The sequence below is a fragment of the Bradyrhizobium rifense genome (assembly GCF_008123425.1).
Lineage (GTDB): Bacteria > Pseudomonadota > Alphaproteobacteria > Rhizobiales > Xanthobacteraceae > Bradyrhizobium > Bradyrhizobium rifense.
This window is the reverse complement of record NZ_VSSS01000028.1, coordinates 78,194-104,234: the sequence shown is the minus strand read 5'-3', so window position 1 is coordinate 104,234 and position 26,041 is coordinate 78,194. Positions and strand designations below refer to the sequence as shown.

19 protein-coding genes and 1 pseudogene are annotated in these 26,041 nt (G+C 64.3%); 11 read left to right on the top strand and 9 right to left on the bottom strand.

The window, feature by feature from the left end; translation table 11 throughout:
• Positions 1–2 precede the first annotated feature (2 nt).
• The 3 genes from FXB40_RS18370 to glpK all read right to left on the bottom strand — a co-directional run bounded on the left by FXB40_RS18370 (position 3) and on the right by glpK (position 4,888).
• Positions 3–596, bottom strand: coding sequence for a GNAT family N-acetyltransferase (locus tag FXB40_RS18370; RefSeq protein WP_148773592.1), 594 nt, complete (start codon positions 594–596; stop codon positions 3–5).
• Positions 597–790: 194 nt separating this feature from the next.
• Positions 791–3,238: a penicillin acylase family protein gene (locus FXB40_RS18365; protein WP_148773591.1), complete on the bottom strand. Its 2,448-nt coding sequence runs from the start codon at positions 3,236–3,238 to the stop codon at positions 791–793.
• Between the two features lie 144 nt (positions 3,239–3,382).
• A complete protein-coding gene (gene glpK / locus FXB40_RS18360; RefSeq protein WP_148773590.1) occupies positions 3,383–4,888 on the bottom strand; it encodes a glycerol kinase GlpK in 1,506 nt (501 codons plus the stop codon).
• Between the two features lie 200 nt (positions 4,889–5,088).
• Here glpK and FXB40_RS18355 point away from each other — a divergent pair, with 200 nt between their 5' ends.
• Together FXB40_RS18355 and FXB40_RS18350 are read left to right on the top strand one after the other, a co-directional pair.
• Positions 5,089–6,447 (top strand): MBOAT family O-acyltransferase, encoded by a 1,359-nt coding sequence (locus FXB40_RS18355; RefSeq protein WP_187436959.1) that lies wholly within the window; start codon positions 5,089–5,091, stop codon positions 6,445–6,447.
• Between the two features lie 2 nt (positions 6,448–6,449).
• A complete protein-coding gene (locus tag FXB40_RS18350; RefSeq protein WP_148773588.1) occupies positions 6,450–7,331 on the top strand; it encodes a hypothetical protein in 882 nt (293 codons plus the stop codon).
• 3 nt (positions 7,332–7,334) lie between these two features.
• Here the strand turns inward: FXB40_RS18350 and FXB40_RS18345 are convergent.
• From FXB40_RS18345 to FXB40_RS18320, 6 genes and pseudogenes are all read right to left on the bottom strand, one after another.
• Positions 7,335–8,107 (bottom strand): annotated as a pseudogene (locus FXB40_RS18345) (SDR family NAD(P)-dependent oxidoreductase).
• Between the two features lie 125 nt (positions 8,108–8,232).
• The gene (pimD, locus tag FXB40_RS18340) at positions 8,233–9,375 is read right to left on the bottom strand and encodes a pimeloyl-CoA dehydrogenase small subunit (protein WP_148773587.1); all 1,143 of its coding nucleotides are present in this window, start codon (positions 9,373–9,375) and stop codon (positions 8,233–8,235) included.
• 95 nt (positions 9,376–9,470) lie between these two features.
• Positions 9,471–10,661 (bottom strand): pimeloyl-CoA dehydrogenase large subunit, encoded by a 1,191-nt coding sequence (pimC, locus tag FXB40_RS18335; RefSeq protein ID WP_148773586.1) that lies wholly within the window; start codon positions 10,659–10,661, stop codon positions 9,471–9,473.
• Positions 10,662–10,677: 16 nt separating this feature from the next.
• Complete coding sequence (locus FXB40_RS18330; RefSeq protein WP_148773585.1) at positions 10,678–11,865, bottom strand: acetyl-CoA C-acyltransferase; 1,188 nt, start codon at positions 11,863–11,865, stop codon at positions 10,678–10,680.
• A complete protein-coding gene (gene pimA, locus FXB40_RS18325) occupies positions 11,862–13,544 on the bottom strand; it encodes a dicarboxylate--CoA ligase PimA (RefSeq protein WP_148773584.1) in 1,683 nt (560 codons plus the stop codon). Before pimA ends, FXB40_RS18330 begins: the two co-directional genes overlap by 4 nt.
• A gap of 219 nt (positions 13,545–13,763) precedes the next feature.
• Positions 13,764–15,860, bottom strand: coding sequence for a 3-hydroxyacyl-CoA dehydrogenase NAD-binding domain-containing protein (locus FXB40_RS18320; protein WP_148773583.1), 2,097 nt, complete (start codon positions 15,858–15,860; stop codon positions 13,764–13,766).
• A 129-nt stretch (positions 15,861–15,989) separates the two neighbouring features.
• On the opposite strand from FXB40_RS18320, the gene FXB40_RS18315 reads away from it, so the two are divergent.
• The 9 genes from FXB40_RS18315 (at position 15,990) to FXB40_RS18275 (ending at position 25,902) form a co-directional block, all read left to right on the top strand.
• On the top strand, positions 15,990–16,856 hold the full coding sequence (locus tag FXB40_RS18315) for an IclR family transcriptional regulator (RefSeq protein WP_148773582.1): 867 nt from the start codon (positions 15,990–15,992) through the stop codon (positions 16,854–16,856).
• A gap of 66 nt (positions 16,857–16,922) precedes the next feature.
• Complete coding sequence (locus FXB40_RS18310; RefSeq protein WP_148773581.1) at positions 16,923–17,720, top strand: ABC transporter ATP-binding protein; 798 nt, start codon at positions 16,923–16,925, stop codon at positions 17,718–17,720.
• Positions 17,717–18,430, top strand: coding sequence for an ABC transporter ATP-binding protein (locus tag FXB40_RS18305; RefSeq protein ID WP_148773580.1), 714 nt, complete (start codon positions 17,717–17,719; stop codon positions 18,428–18,430). Before FXB40_RS18310 ends, FXB40_RS18305 begins: the two co-directional genes overlap by 4 nt.
• A gap of 12 nt (positions 18,431–18,442) precedes the next feature.
• The gene (locus FXB40_RS18300; RefSeq protein ID WP_148773579.1) at positions 18,443–19,321 is read left to right on the top strand and encodes a branched-chain amino acid ABC transporter permease; all 879 of its coding nucleotides are present in this window, start codon (positions 18,443–18,445) and stop codon (positions 19,319–19,321) included.
• 2 nt (positions 19,322–19,323) lie between these two features.
• A complete protein-coding gene (locus tag FXB40_RS18295; RefSeq protein WP_148773578.1) occupies positions 19,324–20,340 on the top strand; it encodes a branched-chain amino acid ABC transporter permease in 1,017 nt (338 codons plus the stop codon).
• Positions 20,341–20,369: 29 nt separating this feature from the next.
• Positions 20,370–21,599, top strand: coding sequence for an ABC transporter substrate-binding protein (locus FXB40_RS18290; protein ID WP_148773577.1), 1,230 nt, complete (start codon positions 20,370–20,372; stop codon positions 21,597–21,599).
• 119 nt (positions 21,600–21,718) lie between these two features.
• Positions 21,719–22,945 (top strand): ABC transporter substrate-binding protein, encoded by a 1,227-nt coding sequence (locus tag FXB40_RS18285; RefSeq protein ID WP_148773576.1) that lies wholly within the window; start codon positions 21,719–21,721, stop codon positions 22,943–22,945.
• 240 nt (positions 22,946–23,185) lie between these two features.
• Positions 23,186–24,415 (top strand): ABC transporter substrate-binding protein, encoded by a 1,230-nt coding sequence (locus FXB40_RS18280; protein ID WP_148773575.1) that lies wholly within the window; start codon positions 23,186–23,188, stop codon positions 24,413–24,415.
• Positions 24,416–24,618: 203 nt separating this feature from the next.
• Entirely contained in the window at positions 24,619–25,902 is a 1,284-nt protein-coding gene (locus tag FXB40_RS18275) for a glycerate kinase type-2 family protein (RefSeq protein WP_148773574.1), read from the top strand.
• Positions 25,903–26,041: the final 139 nt, after the last annotated feature.

Sequence of the window (26,041 nt, the reverse complement as noted above, 5' to 3'; positions counted from 1 at the left end):
GCCTACTCGATGATCGGCACATGCTTCGCCGCCGTGCGCGGTGCCGGGCCGTCCAGGCGCGGATCATCGGCGATCTCGATCTGGCGGCGGAACGGGACGAAGCCTGAGCGCTGATAGAACGCCACGGCCGACGGATGATCGAAGGTGCAGGTGTGCAGCCAGACGCGGCGCACGTCGCCGGACCAAGCACGCTCCAGCGCGCGGTTCATCAGGAAGCGGGCGGCGCCAGTGCCGATCATGCTGGCGGTGACGCCGAAATAGACCAGCTCGCATTGGCCGGGCTCGCGGAAATCCAGCTCCAGCAGGCCTTCGTCGCGGCCGTCCACGACGAGGGCGTAGATTTCGATGCCTGCGGCGTGGATGATCGCGGCGAGCTCTGTGTCGCTCATGCGCAATCGCGAAAACCACAGCCAGTCCTCGCCGACACGGCGGTGGAGATCGCGGTACCAGGCGAGCGCGGGCGTGTCGGACTTGCGCAGGGTCCATGTGCCGGGTGGATCGTCGCGACGGGCGGGGCGCGCGGTCATCTCCAGATGGGTGACGACTGCGGCGATCTTGCCGGCGGGGATGTCGGAATAGCCGTCGGGGAGGATCATGGGGGTTTCCTGTAGAGCAATCTGGCGACCGCAGCGGCACTGCGCTCCCTCTCCCTGTTCTTACGGGGAGAGGGTTGGGGTGAGGGGCTTTCTCCGCGAGCTCTGTCTTTCGATAGACCTGTACCCCCTCACCCGGAACGCATCTCACGATGCGTTCCGACCTCTCCCCGCAAGCGGGGCGAGGTGAAGCCCCCTCACCTCGGCGTCAGCGTAATCGCTTCTGCGGTCGCCGCCTCCACCGCCTGGAGGCTGTAGAGCAGCGGCACGTACTGGCCCGTTGCCCAGAGCGGGGCGAGGTCGCGGTAGTGGCCGCTGAAGGGATCGCCGGATTGGCCGGGCGTGTTGATGGTGCGGCTTGCATCCCAATTGCCGACGTCGAGCACCATGCGGAACGAGGCACCCGCAGTGAGCTGGTAATCCGAGCGGCGATAGGTGGCGGCGCGGGGCACGTTGGCGGCGCCGCCATAGGCGAGCGGGCCGACCGACAATTGCGCCGCCGTCGCCTTGTCGGCGAGCGGCATCAGTGCGTGATCGAATTTAGCGACGTGCAAGCGGCCCCAGCGCCAGGTGGACGGATCAGGGCCGAGCTTGCTGGCGACATCGGCCACCGCAGCACCGAGGCTGTCGCGCAAGATCTGGTCGCGCCCGGCTGCGGGATCGGAGCCGAACGACGCATCCGGAGATTCCAGCGCGGCGACGAGCGCCGAAATGCTGGAGGCCTCGGGCGCAATCAGGTCCGCGGCCTTCGGCGCGGTGGTCTTCAACAGCACCGGCCCAAGATGATTTGATATCCAGACCTCGAACACAGCCGCCGCCGCGCTGTCGGCGGAATCGCGCGCGTCCCATGGCTTGAGCAGATCGAGGCCCTGCTTCACATTCGCATCGTCGGAGGTGAGCGGCTGCAGCAGCTTGACCAACCGGCGTCCCATCATGGCCGTATCGTCGTTCTGCAGATCCATGGCGTCGGCGAGCGTCACCTTGGTGTTGGCCGCGAGCACGTCGGTGATGCGCTGCCAGCGCGCGCTGTCGGACCATTCGAAGCCGACCCTGCGCTCGTTGACGGGATAATCGGGCGGCAGGTTCATGTGGTTCGCCGTGGCGAAAAAGCCCTGCTTGGGCTGATAGGATTTCGGCAGCTCGTCGAGCGAGAGGAAGCCCTGCCACTCATAGCGGCCGTCGCCGGGCACCGGCATCAGGCCGTCAAAATTCAGGCGGCGCGGCGTCTTGCCGGCGGCGACCCAGCCGATATTGCCCTTGGTGTCGGCATAGACCTGGTTCTCCGACGGCGCGCCCCAGCGCCGCATGGCGCCGAGAAAACCGTTCCAGTCCTTCGCGGTCATGTAATCCGACGAGCCGAAATAGGCCGAGGTGCCGGGCTCGAACCAGATCGATCGCACGGCGAAGGCGCGCTTGTTGGCGTCATCGACGAAGATGACGGGCCCGTGGCGGGTGAATTTCAGCTCGAGATCGCGATCGGCCTCGCCCTTCACCTGTTCGGTCTCGTGGACGATGCGCATGTCCTCCCAGCCGTTGCCGTAGCGATACTGGTTGGGATTTTGCGGATTGAGCTCGTAGACGTAGAGGTCTTCCTGGTCGACGTTGAAGATGGTGAGGCCGAAGGCGATGGTGCCGTTGTGGCCGATCGAGATGCCCGGCAGCGCCGGCTCACCGGCGCCGATCACGGAGAGGCCGGGCGCGTTGAGGCCGACGATGTAACGCAGCGAGGGCACGCTGTGCTCGCGATGCGGATCGTTGGCGAGGATGGGGCGGCCGGTCGCGGTGCGCGAGGCCGCGATCACCCAATTGTTGGAGCCGATGGTGTCGCGCTGCTGGTCGGCCTCTGTGAGATATTTGTCGGGATCGTGCGCGAGCGCGGCTTGTCTGTCCTTGGGCGCGGCAAAGGCCACGGGGCGCGTCGCGAGGTCGTAAGCTGCGAGCACCGCCTTCGGCACGCTACAGGGGTCGAGGCCTTCGGGGATTTTCGTGGTCCAGGCCGGCTCGAGCTTCACCCGAAACCGATCGGCATCGAGACCAGCGGCGCAGGCGACCAGCGAGCGCTTCACCTCCGAGGCGACGTTGCGCGTCAGGCCGTGGCTGCGGATGCGGACGACGTCGTCCGCCGTCCAGGCATCGGGCATGGTGCCGGCGATCCTGAACTCGATCGGCAGCGGTCGCTTGCCTGCGCGCACATCGGGGACATAGGCGTTGACGCCGGCAACAAAGGCGTCCGCATAGGTCTTCGCCTTGGGGCCGTAAGCCGCCCACTCCGCATTCATGTCGCCGCGATAAAGAAACAGCCGCAGCGCCTTGTCCTGCTCGGCATAGGCCTGGCCAAAGTCCTTCGCGAGCAGGCCGAGGCCGCGCTTGCGCCAGAGATCGATCTGCCAGAGCCGGTCGCGCGCGGCGTTGAAACCTTGCAGGAAGAACAGGTCGTGCTCGTTGCCGGCATAGATATGCGGGATGCCCCAGACGTCAACCAGTATCTGGGCGGGGGCGTTGAGGCCGGCAACGTCGGTTTTGGTTTGCCGCGCGCTGCCGAGCGGGTTCGGTTTGTCGCGCGCGATGGCTGGCGAGGCGAGCAGCGCGGCGCAGAGCGCGGCGGTGCAGAGGTTTTGGATGACGCGGTTGAGATCCGTGTTCATTGTCGTTTCTCCCGTTGTTGTTTTTTTGCGCCCTTGCTGATGAAGGCTGTAGCCCGGATGGAGCGAAGCTAAATCCGGGATTCTGTCGGCGGTTGAGAAAGTCCCGGATTTCGCTTCCGCTCCATCCGGGCTACGAGAGCCTGCCTACTCCTCGCCCTCGTCGCTCGCCAGCACGCCTTTCACCGCACGGGCCCAGCCGGCGAGCTTTCGGTCGCGCGTGGCCTGGCTCATGTTCGGCTTGAAGCGGAGCTCGAGCCGCCAATTGTCGGCGAACTTGGTCGGCTCGGGATAGACGCCGGCCTGGAGGCCGGCGAGATAGGCCGCGCCGAGCGCAGTGGTTTCCTGGATCACGGGGCGGTCGACCGGTGCGTCCAGGAGATCGGCGAGGCGCTGCATGGTCCAGTCCGACGCGGTCATGCCGCCATCGACGCGGAGCACGACGCTCGCGGTTTCCGAGCTCGGCCAGTCCGCGCGCATCGCGGCCCAGAGATCGAAGGTCTGGTAGCAGACGCTTTCCAGCGCGGCATGCGCAAGCTCGGCAGGGCCGGTGTTGCGGGTGAGGCCGAACAGCGCGCCACGGACGCGCGGATTCCAGTAGGGCGCGCCCATGCCGACGAAGGCCGGCACCAGATAGACGCTCTGCATGGAGTCGGATTGATCGGCAAGAGGTCCGGTCTCGGCCGCGTGCTTGATGATGCCGAGGCCGTCGCGCAGCCATTGCACCGCTGAGCCCGCAACGAAGATCGAGCCTTCGAGCGCGTAGGTGCGTTTTCCCCCGAGCTGGTAGGCGATGGTGGTGAGCAGCTTGTTCTTCGACACGACAGGCGTGGTGCCGGTGTTGAGCAGCGCAAAACAGCCGGTGCCGTAGGTCGACTTCATCATGCCCGGGCGGAAGCAGGCCTGGCCAATGGTCGCGGCCTGCTGGTCGCCGGCGATGCCGGAGATCGCGATCGGGCCACCGAACAAATCCGGCGTGCTCTCGCCGAAATGGGCCGAGGAATCCTTCACCTCGGGGAGCATCGAGCGCGGCACGCCGATGATCTCCAGGAGCTCGTCGTCCCACTGGCCGGTATGGATGTTGAACAGCAGCGTGCGCGAGGCGTTGGTGGCATCGGTGGCGTGGACCTTGCCGCCGGTGAGGCGCCAGAGCAGGTAGCAATCGACGGTGCCGAACATCAGCTCGCCGCGCGCGGCGCGTCCACGCGCGCCGGGGACGTGGTCGAGGATCCAGGCGACCTTGGTGCCGGAGAAATAGGGATCGATGATCAGGCCGGTCTTCTGCGAGATCAGCGGCTCGCGACCATCGTGCTTGAGCTTCGCACAGATATCGGCCGTGCGGCGGTCCTGCCAGACGATGGCGCGGTGCACGGCTTGTCCCGTGGCGCGATCCCACACCACGGTGGTCTCGCGCTGGTTGGTGATGCCGATCGCCGCGATGTCCTTGGCCATGATGCCGGCCTGCTCGATCGCGTCGCGGCAGACCATCACGGTCGAGGTCCAGATGTCCTCCGGCTCGTGCTCGACCCAGCCCGAGGCCGGAAAATGCTGCGGAAACTCCTGCTGCGCGCGAGCAGCAATCGAGATGTCACTGCGAAACACGATCGCGCGCGAGGAGGTGGTGCCCTGATCGATGGCGAGGACGAAAGACATGGAAGCTTACCTTGGTGTTCTCTTGGCGTTTCCCGGTGACGGGTCATTGTGTCGCGCCAAAAGGAGCGGATTAGGGCGGCAAGGTCAAGGTGGCTTGCGGTGCATCTCGGCGGGTGGCGGTGCACACCCAACTCAAGCCCGCAAGACTAGGACGGCGGGAGCGAAGATGGTACATGCCGGATCGGGCAATCCGGGGCAGCATGACATTCACTTCCCTTCAGTTCGGCATCTTCGTTGCGGTGGTGTTTGGCGCCTATTATCTGCCGCCGTTGCGCCGCTTCCAGGTCCAGCTGCTGGTGCTCGCAAGCCTGGTGTTCTATGGTTCCGGCCAGCCCGACCTGCTGCCGCTGCTGCTGCTCGCCGTGCTCGGGACCTATCTCTGCCTGGTGCTGGCGTTCGACAACCGCGCGGTCTGGATGCCGGCCGGCATCGTCTTCAATCTCGCGCTCTTGGCGTTCTTCAAATACAAGCTGCTGTTCATTGACCCGGGCGCGGTTCACCCGACCGGCGTCGCGCCGATCGACTTGCTGTTGCGGCTGCCGCTGCCGATCGGCATCTCGTTCTTCGTGTTCCACAACATCAGCCTGCTGGTCGACCTGACGCGGGAGAAACAGCCGCCACCGCTGCGGGACGTGTTCCTCTACATCATCTTCTTCCCGCAGCTCGTATCCGGGCCGATCACCCGCGCGGGGCAATTCATGCCGCAGATCGCGCCCAAGCAGCTCTCCGACGTCGACTTCGTGGCAGCGGCCAAATGGGTGCTGACCGGCTTCTTCTTCAAGCTCTACGTCGCGAACAATCTCAACGAGATGACGTCCTATATGGACTATCCGCTCTACGAGACCGTGGCCACGCCGGACCGCTGGCTGCTCGTGTTCCTGTACAGCTACCAGATCTATGCTGACTTCTTCGGCTATTCGGCGATCGCGCTCGGCCTGGGGCTGCTGTTCGGCTACCGCTTGCCCGTCAACTTTGACCTGCCCTACATCTCGGTCTCGTTCTCCGAGTTCTGGACCCGCTGGCACATCTCGTTGTCCACCTGGCTCAGGACCTATCTCTACATCCCGCTCGGCGGCAACAGAAAGGGGCCGGCCCGCACCTGCCTCAATCTGATGATCGTGATGACGCTCGGCGGGCTCTGGCATAGCGCGAGCCTGAGCTACGCGCTGTGGGGCATGCTGCACGGCCTGCTGCTGGTCGTCGAGCGGCCGTTCCTGAGACTTCTCGGCGAAGCCGGGCCCGTGGTGCGGGTCGCCCGCATGGGCGTGGTGTTTTTCTGCGTGACGATGCTCTGGATCTTCTTCAAGCTGCCGAACTTCGATCACGCGCTCGGCTATCTCGCAGGCATGTTCTCGCCGACGGACAATCCCAATCCGACCAAGCTGTTCCGCAACATGGCGCTTCTCTACGCTCTGCCCGTGCTGATCCAGCACCTCGGCATCGGTGCGCTGCTCGCCGGCAAATTGCGGCGATGGGAGCCGTATCTCTATGGCGGGCTCGCGGCGACGGCCTGGCTCGAGGCCGGGCCGGAGGCTGCCTTCATCTATTTCCAGTTCTGACCATGCCGCACGCATCCAGGCTTTCATGGCTGATCAAATGCGCGGGCGTCGCGGTGGCGCTGCTGCTGGCCTGCGGCCTTGCCACCGCGCGATTCGGCTCCGCGCTGCAGCAGCCGACCGTCACGACCCGCGACGGCACCATCATCACCCTCAACCGGTATGTCGGGGAGCCGGTGCCTGATCTCGTGCTGGTCGGCAGCTCGGTCGCCTGGCGTCTCAAGGAGGAATATTTCTCGCATCCCCGCGTCCGCAATCTCGCGCTGGCCGGCGGCTCCCCGGTGACCAGCCTGGACATCGTGGCGAAGCAGAAGAGCCTGCCGAAGATCGTCCTGATCGAGACCAATGTTCTCACGCGCCTGCCCGACGCCGCGCTGATCGCGAAATTCTCGGGCGGCGCGCGCACCGAGGCGCTGTTCCTGCGTCCGGTGCGAACGGCGGTTGCGGCCTACGAGACCTGGAATCACACGCCACTGAGCGCCGCGGACGCGCGCGCCGAGCGGGATCGCCTGCTCAGCGAGCCGCCGAGCCCGTTCGACAACAAGGTCTATCTCGATCGGGCCGTGCAACAGATGAATGACGACGACCCCACCGTTCCGGCGCGGGTGAACGTGGCGCGCATGAAGGAGCTCATCGACGACATCGAGCGGCGGGGATCACGCGCCTTCCTGCTCGAGATTCCCTTCGCGCCGGAGATCGAGGAGTCGCGCATGGTCACGATGAGCAAGGCGATCGTCCACGCAGCCTTCCCGGACCGCGGGCGCTGGCTGCCGATCAATCCGCCATTGAGCGAACTGCGCTGGGCCGACGGCGTGCATCTCGACGAGAGATCGGCCCTGCTCGTCGTGCGCGCGATCGAAAGCGCGCTCGCCGAGCGCGGCCGGTAGCGGCTACACGGAAGCCGTGGTCACGCCGCCGTCGATGACGATGGTCTGTCCCGTCATGAAGCTCGACGCATCCGAGGCGAGGTAGGCAACCGCCCCGGCGATCTCGTCGGGCTCGCCAATACGTCGCAGCGGCGTGGTCGCGGTGCGGCGCTTGAGGTTGGCTTCGTCTTCCCACAGCGCGCGGGCGAAATCGGTCTTGACCAGGCCCGGCGCGATGCAGTTGACGCGGACGCCCTTCGGGCCCATTCGCCGGCGAGCGAGCGGCACAGCGCGAAGTCGGCGGCCTTGGAGATGCCGTAGGCGCCGATCACGGTCGAACCGCGCAAGCCGCCGATCGAGGAGATGATGACGACGGAACCGTTGCCGCGCTCCGCCATCTGCGGGATCGCGAGCGCGGAGAGCCAGATGTTGCTCTTGACGTTCGAGCCCATGATCTTGTCGAAGGCCTCGTCGGTGATGTCGAGCAGCGGGCCGTAATACGGGTTCACCGCGGCGTTGCAGACCAGGATATCGATCTTGCCGTAGTGCTTGATCGTGCCCGATATCAGCGCCTCGACCTCGGCCTTGCGCGCGATGTTGCAGGGGATGACGGTGGCATCGCCGCCGGACGCATTGATGCCGTCGGCGACCTCCTTGCAGGCTTCCGCTTTCCGCGATGACACCACGACTTTGGCGCCGAGCTTTGCCAGCAATTCAGCCGAGGAGCGGCCGATGCCGCGGCTGGAGCCGGTGACCACGGCGACCTTGCCGGTGAGATCGAACGGGGTGTTTTTCATTGTTGTTGCTCCGCTGATTCAACTTGCTCCGTCATTGCGAGCGCAGCGAAGCAATCCAGAGTCTTTCCGCGGAGAAAGTCTGGATTGCTTCGTCGCTACGCTCCTCGCGATGACGGTGGTGGCGACTAGACCAACCCACCCGCATCCGCGACGCGGCGCTGGTGGTAGTCGGTGTCGCCGAACGTGTTCTCGATCATGGTCAGGCGCTTGAAGTAGTGTCCGATCTTCGCCTCCATGGTCATGCCGATACCGCCGTGGAGCTGGATCGCCTGCTGGCCGACGAATTTCAGCGACTTGCCGATCTGCACCTTGGCCGCAGCGATCGCGTTGGAGCGCTCCTTGGCGTCCTCGAAATCACCCGCCATGGTCGCGAACATCGACATCGAGCGCGCCTGCTCGGCCGCGACGAACATGTCGGAGGCGCGGTGCTGAAGCGACTGGAACGAGCCGATCGCGACGCCGAATTGCTTGCGCGTCTTGATGTACTCGACAGTGGTCTTCAGCGATTCGTCCATCAGGCCGACCGCTTCGGCGCAGAGTGCGACGCGGGCTTCGTCCACCACGCGCTCGATCAGGGCGAGCGAGTCATCGGGGTTGCCGATCGCAGCGTCGGCGCCGACCTCGACACCCGTCAAGGTGATGTCGGCGGCGTGCAGGCCGTCCTGCGTCGGGTACGACTTCTTGGTCACGCCCTTCGCATTGGCCGGCACCAGGAACACGCCGATGCCGGTCGTATCGCGGCGGTTGCCCTTGGTGCGCGCGGTGACGATAAGCGTGTCGGCGTTCTCGCCGTTGAGCACGACGAACTTTTCGCCGTCGATGACCCAGCCGTCGCCCTTCTTCTTCGCCGTCGTAGCGACGTCAAAGAGATCATAGCGCGAGTTCTTCTCGAGCTGGGCGAACGCCAGCGTCTTGCTGCCGTCGACGATTCCTGGCACATGCGCGGCCTTCTGCGCATCGGAGCCGGCATGGCGCAGGAAGCCGCCGCCGATCACGACGGTCGCGAGATACGGCTCGAGCACCAGCGCCTTGCCGAGCGCTTCCATCACGATCATGGTCTCGACGCCGCCGCCGCCGAAGCCGCCATCGGCTTCCGCGAAGGGCAGACCGAGCAGGCCCTGCTCGGCGAGCTTGCCCCAGACGGCTTTGCTCCAGCCGCCCTTCTCCTTCATGTACTTCTTGCGGCTCTCGAAATCGTAGGAATCGGTCAGCAGGCCGTCGATGCTGTCCTTCAGGAGCCGCTGCTCCTCGGTCAAATCAAAATCCATCTCTGTTTCCTCAAACTAACAAGTCTCTGCGCGGAGAGAGGCCCCCTCACCCCAACCCTCTCCCCGCGAAGCGCGGGGCGAGGGAGAAGAAGGAGTCACAGTCCCAGCACTGCCTTGGCGATGATGTTGCGCTGGATCTCGTTGGAGCCGCCGTAGATCGAGACCTTGCGGTTGTTGAAGTAGCTCGGCGCGATCTGAGCGGTCCAGTCCATGGCTTCGTTGGAGCCGTCGTCGCCGTGCACATCGTAGGGCGCGGCGAACGGGCCGATCACTTCCATCAGCAGCTCGGTGGTGGTCTGCTGGATCTCGGAGCCCTTGATCTTCAGCACCGAGGAGGCCGGATTGGGCTTGCCCTTGCCGTGCTTGCCCTCGTCAGCGACGACACGGAGCTGCGTCAGCTCGAGCGCCTTCAGCTCGATCTCGCAGGCCGCCAGCTTCTCGCGAAACGCAGCATCCTGGATGATCGGCTTGCCGCCGGCTTCGACCTTGGAGGCCAGGTCGCGGATGCGGCGCAGCCGCTCCTTGGACACGCCGACGCGCGCAATGCCGGTGCGCTCATTGCCGAGCAGGAATTTTGCGTAATCCCAACCCTTGTTCTCCTCGCCGATCAGGTTCTCGACCGGCACCTCGACGTCATCGAAGAAGACTTCGTTGACCTCGACGCCGCCGTCGATGGTCTGGATCGGGCGCACGGTGACGCCCTTCGACTTCATCGAGAACACGATGAAGGAGATGCCCATCTGCTTCTTGGCATTGTTGTCGGTGCGGCAGAGGCAGAAGATCATGTCGGCGTGCTGGGCGAGCGTGGTCCAGGTCTTCTGGCCGTTGATGATCCACTTGTCGCCCTTGCGCTCGGCTTTGGTCTTCAGCGAGGCGAGGTCCGAACCCGAGCCCGGCTCCGAAAAGCCCTGGCACCACCAGTCGTCGACATTGGCGATGCGCGGCAGGTACTTCTTCTTCTGCTCTTCATTGCCGAAGGTGTAGATGACCGGGCCAACCATGCTGACGCCGAAGGCGAGCGGCTGCGGCGCCGGATAGGACTGCAGCTCCTCGTTGAAGATGTAGTGCTGCACGGAGGTCCACCCCGTGCCGCCATACTGCGTCGGCCAGTGGCTGGTGCCCCAGCCCTTCTTGTTGAGGATACGCCACCACGTCACCATCTCGTCCTTCGAGAGATGACGGCCCTCGACCAGCTTGCGCCGCGTATCCGGCGGCACGTTGTCGCGGAAGAATGATCGCACTTCATCGCGAAACGCCTGCTCTTCCTTCGTGAATGCGAGATCCATCGGATCCTCCTGTGAATTACTGCAAAACCTCGAACAGACCGGCAGCGCCCATGCCGCCGCCGACGCACATGGTGACGACCGCGTATTTTGCCTTGCGGCGGCGGCCTTCGATCAAAGCGTGGCCGGTCAGGCGCGCGCCCGACATGCCGTAGGGATGGCCGACCGCGATCGCGCCGCCGTCGACGTTGATCTTCTCGGGATCGATGCCGAGCTTGTCGCGGCAATACAGCACCTGCACCGCGAAGGCTTCGTTGAGCTCCCAGAGATCGATGTCGTCGACCTTGAGGCCGTGACGCTTCAAGAGGCGCGGCACGGCAAAGACCGGGCCGATGCCCATCTCGTCCGGCTCGCAGCCTGCCGAGACGAAGCCGCGGAAGATGCCGAGCGGCTTGAGGCCGCGCTTCGAAGCTTCCTTGTCGCTCATGATGACGGAGGCGCTGGCGCCATCCGAGAGCTGGCTGGCATTGCCGGCGGTGATAGAAAAGCCTTCGCCACGAACGGCCTTCAGGCCGGCAAGGCCCTCAGCGGTGGTCTCGGGGCGCGGACCTTCGTCCTGCGACAAGGTCACCTCCTTGAAGGAGACGGCGCCGGTCGCCTTGTCGGTGATCGCCATCTGTGTGGTGATCGGCGCGAGCTCGTCCTTGAACTTGCCGCCCTGTTGCGCTGCGGCGGTGCGGCGCTGGCTCTCCAGCGAATATTCGTCCTGCTTCTCGCGCGAGATGCCGTAGCGCTTGGCAACGATCTCGGCGGTGTCGATCATGGGCATGTAAACCTCGCCCTTGATCTTGAGCAGCGCCGGGTCCTGGGCGTGAAAGCCGTTCATCTTGTCGTTCTGCACGAGGCTGATCGACTCGCCGCCGCCACCGACCGCGACCTCAACACCGTCGAAGATCACCGAGCGTGCGGCAAGCACGATCGCCTGCAGGCCCGAGGCGCACTGACGGTCGATCGTGGTGCCGGCAACGGTGACGGGCAGACCGGCGCGGAGCAGCGCCTTGCGCGCGATGTTGCCGCCGGTCGCGCCTTGCTGGAGCGCGGCGCCCATCACGACGTCCTCGATCTCCTTCGGATCGACTTTTGCACGCGCAACGGCCTCGCCGATGGCGTGGCCAAGCAGCGTGGCGCCCTCGGTGGCGTTGAGCATGCCGCGATAGGCCTTGCCGATCGGCGTACGGGCGGTGGAAACGATGACGGCGTCGGTCAAGAGCGACCTCCTGATGCGTGTTGGGTGGATTGTGATGGTTTCTGCTGCTGGCGCAATTCGTGGCGCGACAGCTTTCCGACCGGCGTGCGCGGCAGATCGTCGACGAACTCGACCTCCGCCGGCAATTCGTGCTTGCCGACCTTGCCGGCGAGCTGCGCGCGCAGCTCGTCGAGCGAGAACGGTTTTGCATCCGGCTTCAGCTTGATGAAGGCCTTTGCGGCCTCGCCGCGATATTGGTCGGGAATGCCGAGCACGATCACCTCGTGCACGCCGGGAACAGTGTAGATCGCCTGCTCGATCATCTGCGGATAGACGTTGAAGCCGCCGGAGATGATCATGTCCTTCTTGCGGTCGACCAGGAAGAAGTAGCCGTCGGTATCGACATAGCCGATGTCGCCGGTGAGGAAGCGGCCGTCGGAGAAATACTCCGCGGAGTCCTTCTGCTTGTTCCAATAGCCCTTGGTGACGTTCGGGCCCTTGATGCGGATCTCGCCGACTTCACCTGGCGGCAGGACCTTGGTCGGGTCGTCCAGCGAGACGACGTCGAGCTCGATGCCGGGCAGCATCAGTCCGATCGAGCCCGGCTTGTCGGGACCGACAGGCGGGTGGCCGGTACCGGGCGAGCAGGTCTCGGTCATGCCCCAGCCGCTCTTGAGCTTCTTGCCGACCTTGCGCTCGAAGAAGCTCGCGACCTCGACCGGCAGCGGCGCGCCGCCGGAGCCGATGGCGGCAAGCGAAGAGAAGTCGCGCTTGTCGAGATCGGGCAGCGCGGCGATCGCGATCCACATCGTCGGCACGCCCGGAAAATAGGTCGCGCGCTTGACCTCGATGTCGCGCATCACGGCTTCGACATCGAAACGCTGATGCAGCGAGATCAGATTGCCGCGGCTGAGCGAGGACAGCAGCACGACGGTGAGCGCATAGATGTGGAACAGCGGCAGCACGCAGATCACGCGCTCGATGGCAGCGCCACGCGCTCCCCGCGTCGGCAGACCCCAGACCTCGTAGATCGACACTGCCGAGGTGAGATTGCCGTGCGTCAGCATGGCACCCTTTGGCAGACCGGTGGTGCCGCCGGTATATTGCAGCAGAGCGACGTCATCGACCGCAACGGCGGGCCATTGCGCCGGCAGCGGCGCGCCTTCGACGAAGGCCTTGAAGGTGACGATACGGGGATCATCGGGGATCGCCGCCTGCGGCGTGCCGACCTTGCCCCAAGTGTCGTCCTCGCAAACGACCAGGCGATCAATCAGCCCCTTCTCCAGGAACTTCAGCGCGGTCGGCAGCAACGCCTGGAGGTTCGAGGTGACCAGCAGGCGCGAGCCGGAGTCCGAGACCTTGTGCGTCAGCGCGATCTCGCCGTCGAGCGGCGAGAGATGCGCGACCCGGGCGCCGGCCTTCAGCGCGCCAAAGAAATTGACGGGATGATCCGGCGTGTTGCCGAGGAACAGCGCGACAGAGGTGTTCTTGCCGCAGCCGGCGCGCAGGAACGCAGCCGCCGCGCGCTCGGCCATGGCGGCGAGCTCGGCATAGGTGATCGGACGATCGCGAAATTCCAGTGCTGTCCGCGGGCCATAACTTGCGGCGGCCGTCGAGAGCAGGTCAGGCAGCGTGCCCTGGACGATGGTGTCGTCCCAATGCACGCCCTCGGGGTAAAACTGTTCGCCGGGATGGGTCATTAAGATAGCTACTCTGCGCTGCCTAGGCAGCAATTCCATGTAAGGCGGGCACGGACGGTTTGGCTCCCTTCCCCCTTGTGGGGAAGGGTTGGGGAAGGGGGTAGCCACAAACGCCGGCGCCCGGGGCTACCCCCCTCCCTGACCCTCCCCCACAAGGGGGGAGGGAACGGAGAGAGTGTGCCTCGGAGAAAGAAGAGGTCGCGGCCACAGCCAATCCGATCAAGCAGCCTTCGACGCCGCAGCGAGCGAGGCGAACGTCTTGCCTTCGGCCGCGAGCTTCTTCAGCAAGGGCGCGGGCTCGAGGCTCGGGTCGTTGGTCTCCTTGGCGTAGAAAGCGAGACGGTCGGCGATGTGCTTGAGGCCGACGGTGTCGGCCCAGAACATCGGGCCACCGCGATAGATCGGCCAGCCATAGCCGTAGAGCCAGACCACATCGATGTCGGACGGACGTGCCGCGATGCCCTCTTCGAGGATCTTCGCGCCCTCGTTGATCATCGGGTACATCATGCGCTCGAGGATCTCGTCGTCGCTGACGATTCGCTTCTTGCGGCCGAGGCGCAGCAGCGTCTCGTCGATCAGCTTCTCGACCTCGGGATCGGGCAGCGCGGAGCGGGAGCCCGCTTCATACTTGTAGTAGCCCTTGCCGGTCTTCTGGCCGAAGCGGCCGGCTTCGCACAGCGCGTCCGCAATATCCGACTTGATGCCGCGGTCCTTGCGCGAGCGCCAGCCGATGTCGAGGCCGGCGAGATCGCCCATCGCGAACGGTCCCATCGGCATGCCGAACTTCGTCACCACAGCGTCCACCTGCTGCGGCAGCGCGCCTTCGAACAACAGCTTTTCAGACTGCTTGCCGCGCTGGGCCAACATGCGGTTGCCGACGAAACCGTCGCAGACGCCGACCACGGCCGGCACCTTTGCAATTTTACGCGCAATCGTGACTGCGGTCACGAGCGCGTCCGGCGCGGTCTTGTCGGCGCGCACGATCTCGCACAGCTTCATGACGTTGGCCGGCGAGAAGAAGTGCATGCCGAGCACGTCCTGCGGACGCTTGGTCGCCTTCGCGATCTCGTCGATGTTCAGGTACGAGGTGTTGGAGGCCAGCACGGCGCCCGGCTTGACGTATTGGTCGAGCTTGCCGAACACTTCCTGCTTCACCGCCATGGTCTCGAACACGGCTTCGATGACGAGATCGGCGTCGCCGACATTCTCGATACCGACCACGCCGTTGATCAGCGCCATGCGCTTGGCGGGTGCATCCGCCGGGATGCCACCGCGCGCGGCGGTCGCCTCCCAGTTCTTCTGCATGATGCCCATGCCGCGCTTGAGCTGCTCCTCGCCGGTCTCGATCAGGGTGACGGGAACACCGGCATTGGCAAACGACATCGCGATGCCGCCACCCATGGTGCCGGCGCCGAGAATGGCAACACGGTTAACGGGGCGCGACTTGGTGCCTTCAGGGACGCCCGCGATCTTGGCGGCCTCGCGTTCGGCGAAGAAGGCGTAGCGCTGCGCCTTGGACTGGTCGCTGGCGACGAGCTTGAGGAAGCCCTCGCGCTCCTTCTTCAGACCTTCGTCGAACGGCAGGTCGATCGCCGCACCGACGGCATCGGCCGCCGCGAACGGCGCTTCCAGGCCGCGCGACTTCTTGGTCATGGCGGCGACCGCATTGGTGAAGATCGAACGATCGGCCTTGGCCGCCGCGATCTTGGAATCGTCGTCGCGCAGACGGCGCAGCGGACGCTTCTCGGCGAGCAATTTGCGGACGAAGGCTTCGCCGCCGGAGGCCGGACCTTCCACGATCTCCTCGATCAAGCCGCTCTTGAGCGCTTCGGCAGCGGAAATCGGATCACCGCCGACGATCATCTTGACGGCGAGCTCCGGCCCGACCGCGCGCGGCAGCCGCTGGGTGCCACCGGCGCCGGGCAAAAGGCCGAGCTTCACCTCGGGCAGGCCGAGCTTTGCCTCTTTGACAGCCACGCGGAAATGACAGGCCAGCGTGACCTCGAGGCCGCCGCCGAGCGCGGTGCCGTGGATCGCGGCCACGACCGGCTTCGGCGAGTTCTCGATCTCGGCGAGCACCTCATTGAGGCCCGGCGACTTCGGCGGCTTGCCGAATTCGGTGATGTCGGCACCGGCAATGAAGGTGCGGCCGGCGCAGGTCAGAACGATGCCCTTGATCGCGGGATCGGCGATGGCGGCCTTGATGCACTCCAGGATACCACCGCGGACTGCGGCACTCAGCGCATTGACCGGAGGGCTATTGACCGTGACGATCCCGACTTCGTCATGACGCTCAAGCTTGACCACTTCGCTCACGGTTTCCCTCCTTGGTGGGGATTTACTTTTGTTCGATTTCGCGGTGCGGAATTTAATTCCGCATCTTGACGGCAGGGTTATTTTGAAGCACGTGGCTTGTCAACGACTCCGCGCAAGAGCAGATCAGGGATGAAGCGTACAGGAAAGAAGACCGCGACCGATCGGAATTTCGTCGTCGCGCTTTCCCGCGGGCTTGACGTATTGCGAGCATTCCAACCCAGCGACGGACTTCTCGGCAATCAGGAGATTGCCTCCCGCACCAACCTGCCAAAACCGACGGTTTCGCGGCTGACCTACACGCTGACGAAGCTCGGCTATCTGACACCGGTTCCCCGTTTCGAGAAGTACCAGCTGGCGCCGGCCGCGATGGCGCTCGGTTACGCGGCGCTGGCCAATCTCGGCGTTCGGCATTTGTCCGAGCCGTTTCGCGAGGAAATGATGCGCGCGACCGGCGGCGCCGTCGCAATCGGCGGCCGCGACCGCCACAGCATGATCTATTTCGGGCAAAGCCGTGGCAGCGAGACGGTCGGCGTTCAACTCGACGTCGGCTCCCGCGTGCCGATTGCAACCAGCGCGATGGGCCGCGCGTATTTCTGGGCGCTCGGCGACGAGGATCGCGCCGAAGTGACGCGCATCCTGCGCGAACATTACGGCAGTCGCTGGCCCAAGATGCGCGACGGGCTGGAACGTTCGGGCGAGACGGTCGCGAAATATGGTTTCGCGCTGTCCGTCGGCGACTGGCACGACGACATCGGCGCCGCCGGCGTCGCGCTCAAGCTCAATGACGGAACCGGTCCCTACGCATTCAATTGCGGTGCACCCGCATTCCGCTTCACGGAAGAGCGTTTGATCAACGACATTGGACCGCGACTGCTGGCGATGGTAAGGAACATCGAAGCGGCACTTGGGGGTCTGATGCCGCAATCCAAAAAAGAAGTCAGCAAAAAGCTGAAATCAGGAGGAAAAGTTGCGCGTGTGGCCGAGGGATTCAGATAGCCTTAGTCATCATCGGGAGCGGTTCGCATCGCACCATTGCCCACTGACGTCCGTGGGCGAGACGACATGACGCAGGCACAGCTCGCGCAGGGGACATCGCCCCTGCTCGCCGTTCGCGACGTCAGCGTCGTGTTCGGCGGCATCGTCGCGCTCAATGGTGTGTCCTTCGACATGCACAAGGGCCAGATCCTCGGATTGATCGGCCCCAACGGCGCCGGCAAGACCACGCTCTTCAACTGCCTCTCCCGCCTGTACCAGCCGTCGTCCGGCGACATCCTGATGGAAGGCGCGAGTATTCTGACGCGCCCGCCGCACAGGATCGCCGAGATCGGCATCGGCCGCACCTTCCAGAACGTGGCGCTGTTTCCGAATTTGTCGGTGATGGACAATGTCCGCGTCGGCACGCATGCCCGCACCTCCTCTGACATCATCAGCGACTCGCTGCGGCTCGCCTGGATTCGCCGCAGCGAGAGCACCGTCAACAAGAAGGTGCACGAGATCCTCGCCTATCTCGACCTCGAGGACGTCGCCCACACCGTCGTCTCCGGCCTGCCCTTCGGCACGCAGAAGCGCGTCGAATTGGCGCGGGCGCTGGCGGCCGACCCGAAGATCCTGCTGCTCGACGAGCCCGCCGGCGGCCTCAATCACGAAGAGGTCTACGTGCTCGGCGACCTCATCCGCCGCATCCGCGACGAGCGCGGCATGACCGTGCTGCTGGTCGAGCATCACATGGGCCTCGTGATGTCGATCGCCGACCACGTCGTCGCGCTGAATTTCGGCAAGAAGCTTGCGGAAGGCACGCCCGCCCAGGTGCAGGTGAACCCCGACGTCATCACGGCCTATCTCGGGAGCAAGGACCAATGACGACGCTGCTCAACGTCAAGGACCTGCGCGCCTATTACGGCCAGGTCCAGGCGCTCCATGGCCTGTCCTTCTCGCTCAGCGAGGGGTCGCTGACGACGCTCTTGGGCGCCAACGGCGCCGGCAAGACCACGACGCTGCGCGCGATCTGCAACATGGTGCGCTCCACCGGCGGCATCGAGTTCGACGGCAAACCGCTGAACAACAAATCGACCGAAAGCATCGTGCGCTTCGGCATCGCCCATGTGCCGCAGGGCCGCGGCACCTTCACCACCATGACGGTGGAAGAGAACCTCCAGCTCGGTGCCATCACCCGCAAGGACAATGCCGGCATCGTCTCCGATATCGAGCGCATGTATGCGCATTTCCCAGTGCTGAAGCAGCGGCACACCCAGCAGGCCGGCACGCTCTCCGGCGGCGAGCAGCAGATGCTCGCGGTCGCCCGCGCACTGATGCTGCGGCCGCGGCTGATGCTGCTCGACGAGCCGTCCTTTGGCCTCGCACCGCTGGTCGTGCGCGACCTGTTCGGCATCCTCGGCAAGATCAATCGCGAGGACAAGGTGTCGATCCTGGTGGTCGAGCAGAACGCCCAGCTCGCGCTCGAGCTCGCCGACCAGGCCTATGTGATCGAGACCGGCCGTATCGTGATGTCGGGCAATGCCAAGGACATCGCGAACAACGAAGAAATCCGCAAATCCTATCTGGGTTACTGAGGAGCCGGCACGATGGAACTGTTTACCAACCAGGTCCTGGCCGGGATTGCCACGGGCGCCATCTACGCCTGCATGGCGCTCGCCGTGGTCATGATCTACCAGGCGATCGACCATCTCAACTTCGCGCAGGGCGAGATGGCGATGTTCTCGACCTTCATCTCCTGGCAGTTGATGCAGTGGGGTGTGCCCTATTGGGGCGCGTTCATCATCGCGCTGGCGCTCTCCTTCGTCGGCGGCATCGCGATCGAGCGCATCCTGTTCAAGCCGCTGGCCAAGGCGCCGGTGCTGACCAACGTCGCCGGCTTCATCGCGCTCTACGCCATCATCAACTCCTCGGCCGGGCTGATCTGGGACTTTACCATCAAGCAATATCCGACGCCGTTCGGCTCCTCGCCGTTCCTCGGCAGCCAGCTGATCTCGACCCACCAGGCCGGCATGATCGGCGTCACCGTGCTGCTGCTGATCGGGCTCTATTTCTTCTTCCAGTACACGCGGATCGGGCTTGCCATGCGGGCGGCCGCATCGGTGCCTGAATCGGCACGCCTGGTCGGCATCAACACCTCCTGGATGATCGCGCTGGGCTGGGGCATGGCGTCCGCCATCGGCGCCATCGCCGGCATGCTGATTGCCCCGGTCGTGTTCCTCGAGCCCAACATGATGGGCGGCGTGCTGATCTACGGCTTCGCCGCAGCCGTGCTCGGCGGACTGACCAGCCCGTTCGGCGCCGTGGTCGGCGGCTTCCTGGTCGGCATCTTCGAGAACCTTGCCGGCACCTACATCCCTGGCGTCGGCAACGAGCTGAAACTCCCGATCGCGCTCGCGCTGATCATCTCCGTCCTGGTCGTCAAACCCGCTGGTCTGTTCGGCCGGCACATCGTCAAGCGAGTTTGATCATGAGCGCTGTAGAAGACGTCGTCACGGAAGCCCCGGCCGTCGAGGCGGTTCCGAAGCGGGCGATGACGCTGGGCACGGGCACCTCGGTGGTGGTGCTGTTGCTTCTCATCGCCATTCCGCTGTTCGCCAAGAACTTCGTGATCTTCCAGCTGACCCAGCTGTTGTATCTGGGCCTCGCCGTGCTGGCGCTGAACATCCTGACCGGCGGAAGTGGCCAGTTCTCGCTCGGCCAGAGCGCGTTCTACGGCATCGGCGCCTACGTCACTGCTGTCATGATGGAGCAGTTCAACATCCCGTACTTCCTCTGCCTGCCGGTCGCGGCCGTGGTCTGCTTCGGCGCGGGCTTCCTGTTCGGCCAGCCGGCGCTGCGGCTCTCCGGCGTGTACCTTGCGCTTGCGACCTTCGCGCTCGCCACCGCGATGCCGCAGCTGCTCAAGCTGAACTTCCTCGAGAAGTGGACCGGCGGCGTGCAGGGCCTCGTCGTCACCAAGCCCGACGCGCCGTTCGGCCTGCCGATGTCGCAGGACATGTGGCTGTATTACTTCACGCTCGTGGTCGTGCTCGCGATCTATATCTTCTCGGTCAACCTGCTGCGCTCGCGCTCGGGCCGCGCCTTCATGGCGATCCGCGACAACGAGATCGCGGCCTCCGCCATGGGTGTCAACGTCGCGCTGTACAAGACGCTGGCCTTCGGCGTCTCCGCGGCCATCACCGGCGTCGCCGGCGGCCTGAGCGCCATCGCGGTGCAGTTCGTCGCGCCCGACAGCTTCACCATCACGCTCGCGATCCAGCTGTTCCTCGGCATGGTCGTCGGCGGCGTCGGCTGGCTGCCCGGCTCGATCGTGGGTGCCGCCTTCATCATCTTCGTGCCGAACATCGCGGAGGGCATCTCCAAGGGCCTCTCCGGCGCGGTGTTCGGCGTGCTGCTGTTTCTCGTCATCTACCTGGTGCCGCATGGCGCAAGGCAAGTCGCGATCCTGGGCCAGCAACTCGCCGGTAAGCTCAGAAAAAACTGAAACCGTTCAATTAAAGAAGGAGACCAAATTTGTTTTTCGGAAGAACACTGCGAACCACCGCACTCGTAACGGCGGTCGCGACCCTCACCTCCGGCGCAGCACTCGCCCAGAAGAAATACGATACCGGCGCCTCCGATACCGAGATCAAGATCGGCAACATCATGCCGTACAGCGGTCCGGCGTCGGCCTATGGCGTCATCGGCAAGACCGAAGAAGCCTATTTCAAGATGATCAACGACAAGGGCGGCATCAACGGCCGTAAGATCGTCTACGTCACCTATGACGATGGCTATTCGCCGCCCAAGGCCGTCGAGCAGGTCCGCAAGCTCGTTGAAAGCGACGAGGTGCTCGCCGTGTTCAACCCGCTCGGCACGCCCTCGAACAGCGCGATCCAGAAATATCTCAACGCCAAGAAGATCCCGCAGCTGTTCGTCGCCACCGGCGCCACCAAGTGGAACGATCCGAAGAATTTCCCCTGGACCATGGGATGGCAGCCCTCCTACCAGAGCGAAGCGCAGATCTACGCGAAATGGCTGCTCAAGGAGAAGCCCGACGCCAAGGTCGCGATCCTTTATCAGAACGACGATTTCGGCAAAGACTACCTCAAGGGCACCAAGGACGGTTTTGGCGCCAAGGCGTCGTCCGCAATCATCCTGGAAGAGAGCTATGAGGTCTCCGAGCCGTCGATCGACGGCCACATCGTCAAGATCAAGGCCGCCAATCCCGACGTGCTGCTGATCTACACGACGCCGAAGTTCGGCGCCCAGACCATCAAGAAGACCGCCGAGCTCGGCTGGAAGCCGCTCCAGATCATCACCAACGTGTCGGCCTCGGTCGGCAGCGTGATGAAGCCGGCAGGCTTCGAGGCTTCCCAAGGCGTGCTGTCGGCGGCCTATGCCAAGGACGGCGCGGATCCGCGCTGGGCTGACGATGCCGCCATGAAGAAGTGGGTGGAGTTCCTCGACAAGTACATGCCGGGCGCCGACAAGACCGATTCCAGCGTCGTCTACGGCTACGGCGCCGCGCAGACACTGGCCAAGGCGCTGGAGCAGTGCGGCGACGATCTCACCCGCGCCAATCTGATGAAGCAGGCGGCGAGCCTGAAGGATTTCACGCCGGACACCCTGCTGCCCGGCGTCAAGATCAACACCGGACCGAACGACTTCGCCCCGATCAGCCAGCTGCAGATGCAGCGGTTCAAGGGCGAGAAGTGGGAACAGTTCGGCGACATCCTGAACGGCGACGTCGCCCCCGAGTGACGCGCTGACGCTTTAGTCCAAGGTTGAAAAGCCCCCGCGCGCAATCGCGGGGGCTTTTTGTTGACGTCGTGCATCAATCTTGTTCAATGCGGCGCCGATCCAGTTGAGGCAGGAGAAAAATGGCTGTCGTTCGATTTCAGGTTGCGGTGCTTTCGGCCGCATTCGCGTTGTGCACTGCGATGAGCAATCCCGCGCTGGCACAGAAGTCCTACGACAACGGCGCTTCCGACACTGAAATCAGGATCGGCAACATCATGCCCTATAGCGGCCCGGCCTCGGCCTACGCCGTGATCGGCAAGGCCGAGGAAGCCTATTTCAACAAGGTCAATGCCGAGGGCGGCGTCAACGGCCGCAAGATCAAGTTCATCTCGTATGACGATGCTTATTCGCCGCCGAAGACGGTGGAACACGCGCGCAAGCTGGTCGAGAGCGACAATGTGCTCTTGATCTTCGGCTCGCTCGGCACCTCCACCAACGGCGCCATCCGCAAATACATGAACGAGAAGAAGGTGCCGCAATTGTTCGTGGCGAGCGGCGCCTCGAAGTGGAACGATCCGAAGAACTTCCCGTGGACGATGGGCTGGCAGCCGAGCTACGCCAGCGAAGCCAAGATCTACGCCAAGTACATTTTGAAGGAAAAGCCGGATGGCAAGATCGGCGTGCTCTACCAGAACGACGATTTCGGCAAGGACTATCTGAGGGGGCTGAAGGACGGGCTCGGCGACAAGGCCTCGATGATCGTGATGGAGGAGCCTTACGACACCTCGGAGCCCGCAATCGACGAGCACGTCGTGAAGCTGAAGGCCGCCGGCGCTGACGTCTTCATCAGCATCACCACGCCGAAATTCGCGGCGCAGGCGATCAAGAAGGCGGCCGAGATCAACTGGCACCCGATGCACATCATCTCCAACGTCTCGGCCTCCGTCGGCGGCGTGATCGAGCCCGCGGGCTTCGAGATCTCGCAAGGCATTTTGTCGGCGAGCTACACCAAGGACGGCTCCGACCCGCAATGGAACGCCGATGAGGGCATGAAGAGGTTCTATAACTTCATCGCGCAGTTCGATCCGAAGGCCAACAAGCTCGATGCCGGCGTGGTGTTCGGCTATGCCGCAGCCCAGACCATGGTGAAGGTGCTGCAGATGTGCGGCGACAACCTCACCCGCGACAACATCATGAAGCAGGCGGCGTCCCTGAAGGACTTCGCGCCGGACACGCTGCTGCCCGGCATCAAGATCAACACCGCGCCCGACAATTTCGCGCCGATCGAACAGCTCCAGATGATGCGGTTCAAGGGCAAGACCTGGGAATTGTTCGGCGAAATCATCTCGAGTGACCTCGGTCACTGAGATTGTCAACTTAAAATAGCCGAGAACAAAAAAGCAATTCCAGGCAGTGCCGCCGTCTCGCAGCCGCACATGACGAATTGCGGCGGCCCTGACTACTAAAGGAGCAGCCCCTGCGACGCCATCGCAGGGGCTTTCTGTTGAAGCCATCAGCCAAATCGTATTGAATTGCAGCCGCGTCACCCAAAAACAATCAAGCCAAGAAAAGGAGCGCACACACACCAAGAAAATAGGGAGATTGGAATGCCCGCTGTCACCGGCAAGCTTGCGGCCGCGTCACTGGCGTTCGCGCTCATTGCAGCCGCGACCTCCACCGCATCGGCCCAGAAGAAATACGATACCGGCGCGACCGACACCGAGATCAAGATCGGCAACATCATGCCCTACAGCGGTCCGGCCTCCGCCTACGGCATCATCGGGCGGACCGAAGCCGCCTATTTCAAGAAGATCAACGAGGAAGGCGGCATCAACGGCCGCAAGATCAACTACATCAGCTATGACGACGCCTACTCGCCGCCGAAGACGGTCGAGCAGGCGCGCAAGCTGGTCGAGAGCGACGAAGTGCTGTTCATCTTCAATTCGCTCGGCACGCCGCCGAACTCGGCAATCCACAAATACATGAACTCGAAGAAGGTGCCGCAGCTGTTCGTCGCGACCGGCGCCACCAAGTGGAACGATCCGCAGAACTTCCCTTGGACCATGGGCTGGCAGCCCAACTACCAGAGCGAGACACAGATCTATGCGAAGTGGCTGCTGAAGAACAAGCCTGACGCCAAGATCGCCGTGCTCTATCAAAACGACGACTACGGCAAGGACTACGTCAAGGGCCTGAAGGACGGTCTCGGCGCCAAGGCGTCCTCGATGATCGTTGCGGAAGAGAGCTACGAGACCTCCGAACCGACCATCGACAACCATATCGTGAAGCTGAAATCGACCGGCGCCGACGTTTTCATGAACATCACGACGCCGAAATTCGCAGCCCAGGCGATCAAGAAAGTGGCGGAGGTCGGCTGGAAGCCGCTGCACTTCCTCAACAACGTCTCGGCCTCCGTCGGCAGCGTGATGAAGCCGGCCGGCTTCGAAAACGGTCAGGATGTCATCTCTGCGGATTATCTGAAGGACGTGTCGGATCCCGCATGGGCCAATGATGCCGGCATGAAAGAATTCCTGGCGTTCATGGGCAAATACTTCCCCGACGGCGACAAGCTCGATAAGGGCACCATCGTCGGCTATGCCGTGGCGCAGACGCTGGTCCAGGTCCTGAAGCAGTGCGGTGATGATCTCACGCGCGAGAACATCATGAAGCAGGCGGCGAACCTGAAGGACTTCCGCACCGAGGCGCTGCTGCCGGGCGTGAAGATCAACACCTCGCCGACCGATTTCGCGCCGATCAGCCAACTTCAGCTTGAGAAGTTCAAGGGCGAGAAGTTTGAGTTGTTCGGCGACGTGATCAGCGCCGACGTCGGCGGCTAGCCGCCTCGACCTCCGACGATAACAAGCCCCCTGCGAGATGATCGCAGGGGGTTTTGCTTGCGCCCCGATTATGATCACGCGATTGCACAATCGAATGATGGTAAAGCCTGCTTACCCTTTCGTGCCTGATGCGGTAGGCAGGGGCATGGCGACGTTCTCGCCACAGCTTTAGTCTGCTCACGAGTTTGCCGAAGGCCATCGTCATGACCGACCGACGCCCCCTGCTCCGCGCGCTCTACGACGCCGCCGTTGCCGCCGCCCATCCGAACACGATCCTGGCGCCGCATCTGCGGCCCGTACCCAAGGGGCGCGTGATCTGCCTCGCCGCCGGCAAGGGCGCCGCCGCGATGGCCGCGGCTGCGGAGCGGCATTATCTCGACACGCTCAAGCTCGCGCCGGAGCAGCTTGTCGGCATCGCCACCACGCGCCATGGCTATGGCGTGCCGACGCGCCGCATCCGCGTCGTCGAGGCCGGCCATCCCGTGCCGGACGAGGCTGGCCTCAAGGGCGCCGCCGACACGCTCGCGCTCGCGGGCGCGGCCGAGCCTGACGATCTGCTGCTGGTGCTGCTCACCGGCGGCGGCTCGGCGAACTGGATCGCGCCCGTCGACGGCATCAGCTTCGCACAGAAGCAGGCGGTCAACAAAGCGCTGCTGCGCTCGGGCGCGCCGATCGGCGAGATGAACGTCGTGCGAAAACATCTCTCGCGCATCAAGGGCGGACGACTGGCGCGCGCCGGCCAGAACGCCGCCGAGATCGTGACGCTCGCGATCTCCGACGTGCCGCACGACGATCCGTCCGCGATCGCGTCGGGCCCGACCGTACCCGATCCGACTACGCTTTCGGATGCGCGCGCGATCGTCGCGAAATACAAGCTCGCCATCGACGATGCCGTGCGCCACGCGCTCGACGATCCCGCCAACGAAAGCGCCAAGTCGGGCGACGCTGCCTTTGCGCGTGCGCATTTCGAATTGATCGCGCGCCCGAAGCAGTCGCTCGACGCCGCGGTGAAGCTCGCAAAGGACGCCGGCTACGAGACCATCGATCTCGGCGCCGATCTCGAAGGCGAGGCCCGCGAGGTCGCGGCCGATCACGCCAGGCTGGCGCTGCAGGCCCGCGCGCAAGGCAAGCGCGTCGCGATCCTCTCCGGCGGCGAGCTCACGGTGACCGTGCGCGGCAATGGCCGTGGCGGCCCCAACCAGGAATACGCGCTGGCGCTGGCCTCGTTGTTGAAGGACACGCCGGACATCTCGGCACTCGCCGGCGACACCGACGGCGCCGACGGCGGCGCCGGCCACCCCACCGATCCCGCCGGCGCGCTGATCGACGCGGCGACCTTTGCCAAGATGAAAGCGCAGGGGCTTCAGCCGCAGGCGTATCTGGACAACAACGACGCGACCACGTTCTTCGAGGCGACGGGCGATCTGCTGCAGCCGGGACCGACGCTGACCAATGTGAACGACATCAGGGTGATCCTGGTCGACTGAGCCCGCCACCACCCCGCAGTGCGTCGGGACTAGAGTGCGAAACGCGCCCCGCCTGTCGAACCCGAGGCCCTCGCCCCCGTATGCTTAACGCAAAGTGTACGGAAGCGGGGTCCGGCCCGCATAGCGCCAGCTTTCTTAA

What these genes read in the sequence shown, in the direction of transcription:
- FXB40_RS18310 (WP_148773581.1), top strand. Translation starts at nt 16,923, where the DNA reads ATGACGCAGGCACAGCTCGCGCAGGGGACATCGCCCCTGCTCGCCGTT.
- FXB40_RS18365 (WP_148773591.1), bottom strand. Translation starts at nt 3,238, where the DNA reads ATGAACACGGATCTCAACCGCGTCATCCAAAACCTCTGCACCGCCGCG.
- FXB40_RS18350 (WP_148773588.1), top strand. Translation starts at nt 6,450, where the DNA reads ATGCCGCACGCATCCAGGCTTTCATGGCTGATCAAATGCGCGGGCGTC.
- FXB40_RS18355 (WP_187436959.1), top strand. Translation starts at nt 5,089, where the DNA reads ATGACATTCACTTCCCTTCAGTTCGGCATCTTCGTTGCGGTGGTGTTT.
- FXB40_RS18370 (WP_148773592.1), bottom strand. Translation starts at nt 596, where the DNA reads ATGATCCTCCCCGACGGCTATTCCGACATCCCCGCCGGCAAGATCGCC.
- pimD (WP_148773587.1), bottom strand. Translation starts at nt 9,375, where the DNA reads ATGGATTTTGATTTGACCGAGGAGCAGCGGCTCCTGAAGGACAGCATC.
- FXB40_RS18285 (WP_148773576.1), top strand. Translation starts at nt 21,719, where the DNA reads ATGGCTGTCGTTCGATTTCAGGTTGCGGTGCTTTCGGCCGCATTCGCG.
- FXB40_RS18275 (WP_148773574.1), top strand. Translation starts at nt 24,619, where the DNA reads ATGACCGACCGACGCCCCCTGCTCCGCGCGCTCTACGACGCCGCCGTT.
- FXB40_RS18280 (WP_148773575.1), top strand. Translation starts at nt 23,186, where the DNA reads ATGCCCGCTGTCACCGGCAAGCTTGCGGCCGCGTCACTGGCGTTCGCG.
- FXB40_RS18295 (WP_148773578.1), top strand. Translation starts at nt 19,324, where the DNA reads ATGAGCGCTGTAGAAGACGTCGTCACGGAAGCCCCGGCCGTCGAGGCG.
- FXB40_RS18315 (WP_148773582.1), top strand. Translation starts at nt 15,990, where the DNA reads ATGAAGCGTACAGGAAAGAAGACCGCGACCGATCGGAATTTCGTCGTC.
- pimC (WP_148773586.1), bottom strand. Translation starts at nt 10,661, where the DNA reads ATGGATCTCGCATTCACGAAGGAAGAGCAGGCGTTTCGCGATGAAGTG.
- FXB40_RS18300 (WP_148773579.1), top strand. Translation starts at nt 18,443, where the DNA reads ATGGAACTGTTTACCAACCAGGTCCTGGCCGGGATTGCCACGGGCGCC.
- glpK (WP_148773590.1), bottom strand. Translation starts at nt 4,888, where the DNA reads ATGTCTTTCGTCCTCGCCATCGATCAGGGCACCACCTCCTCGCGCGCG.
- pimA (WP_148773584.1), bottom strand. Translation starts at nt 13,544, where the DNA reads ATGACCCATCCCGGCGAACAGTTTTACCCCGAGGGCGTGCATTGGGAC.
- FXB40_RS18305 (WP_148773580.1), top strand. Translation starts at nt 17,717, where the DNA reads ATGACGACGCTGCTCAACGTCAAGGACCTGCGCGCCTATTACGGCCAG.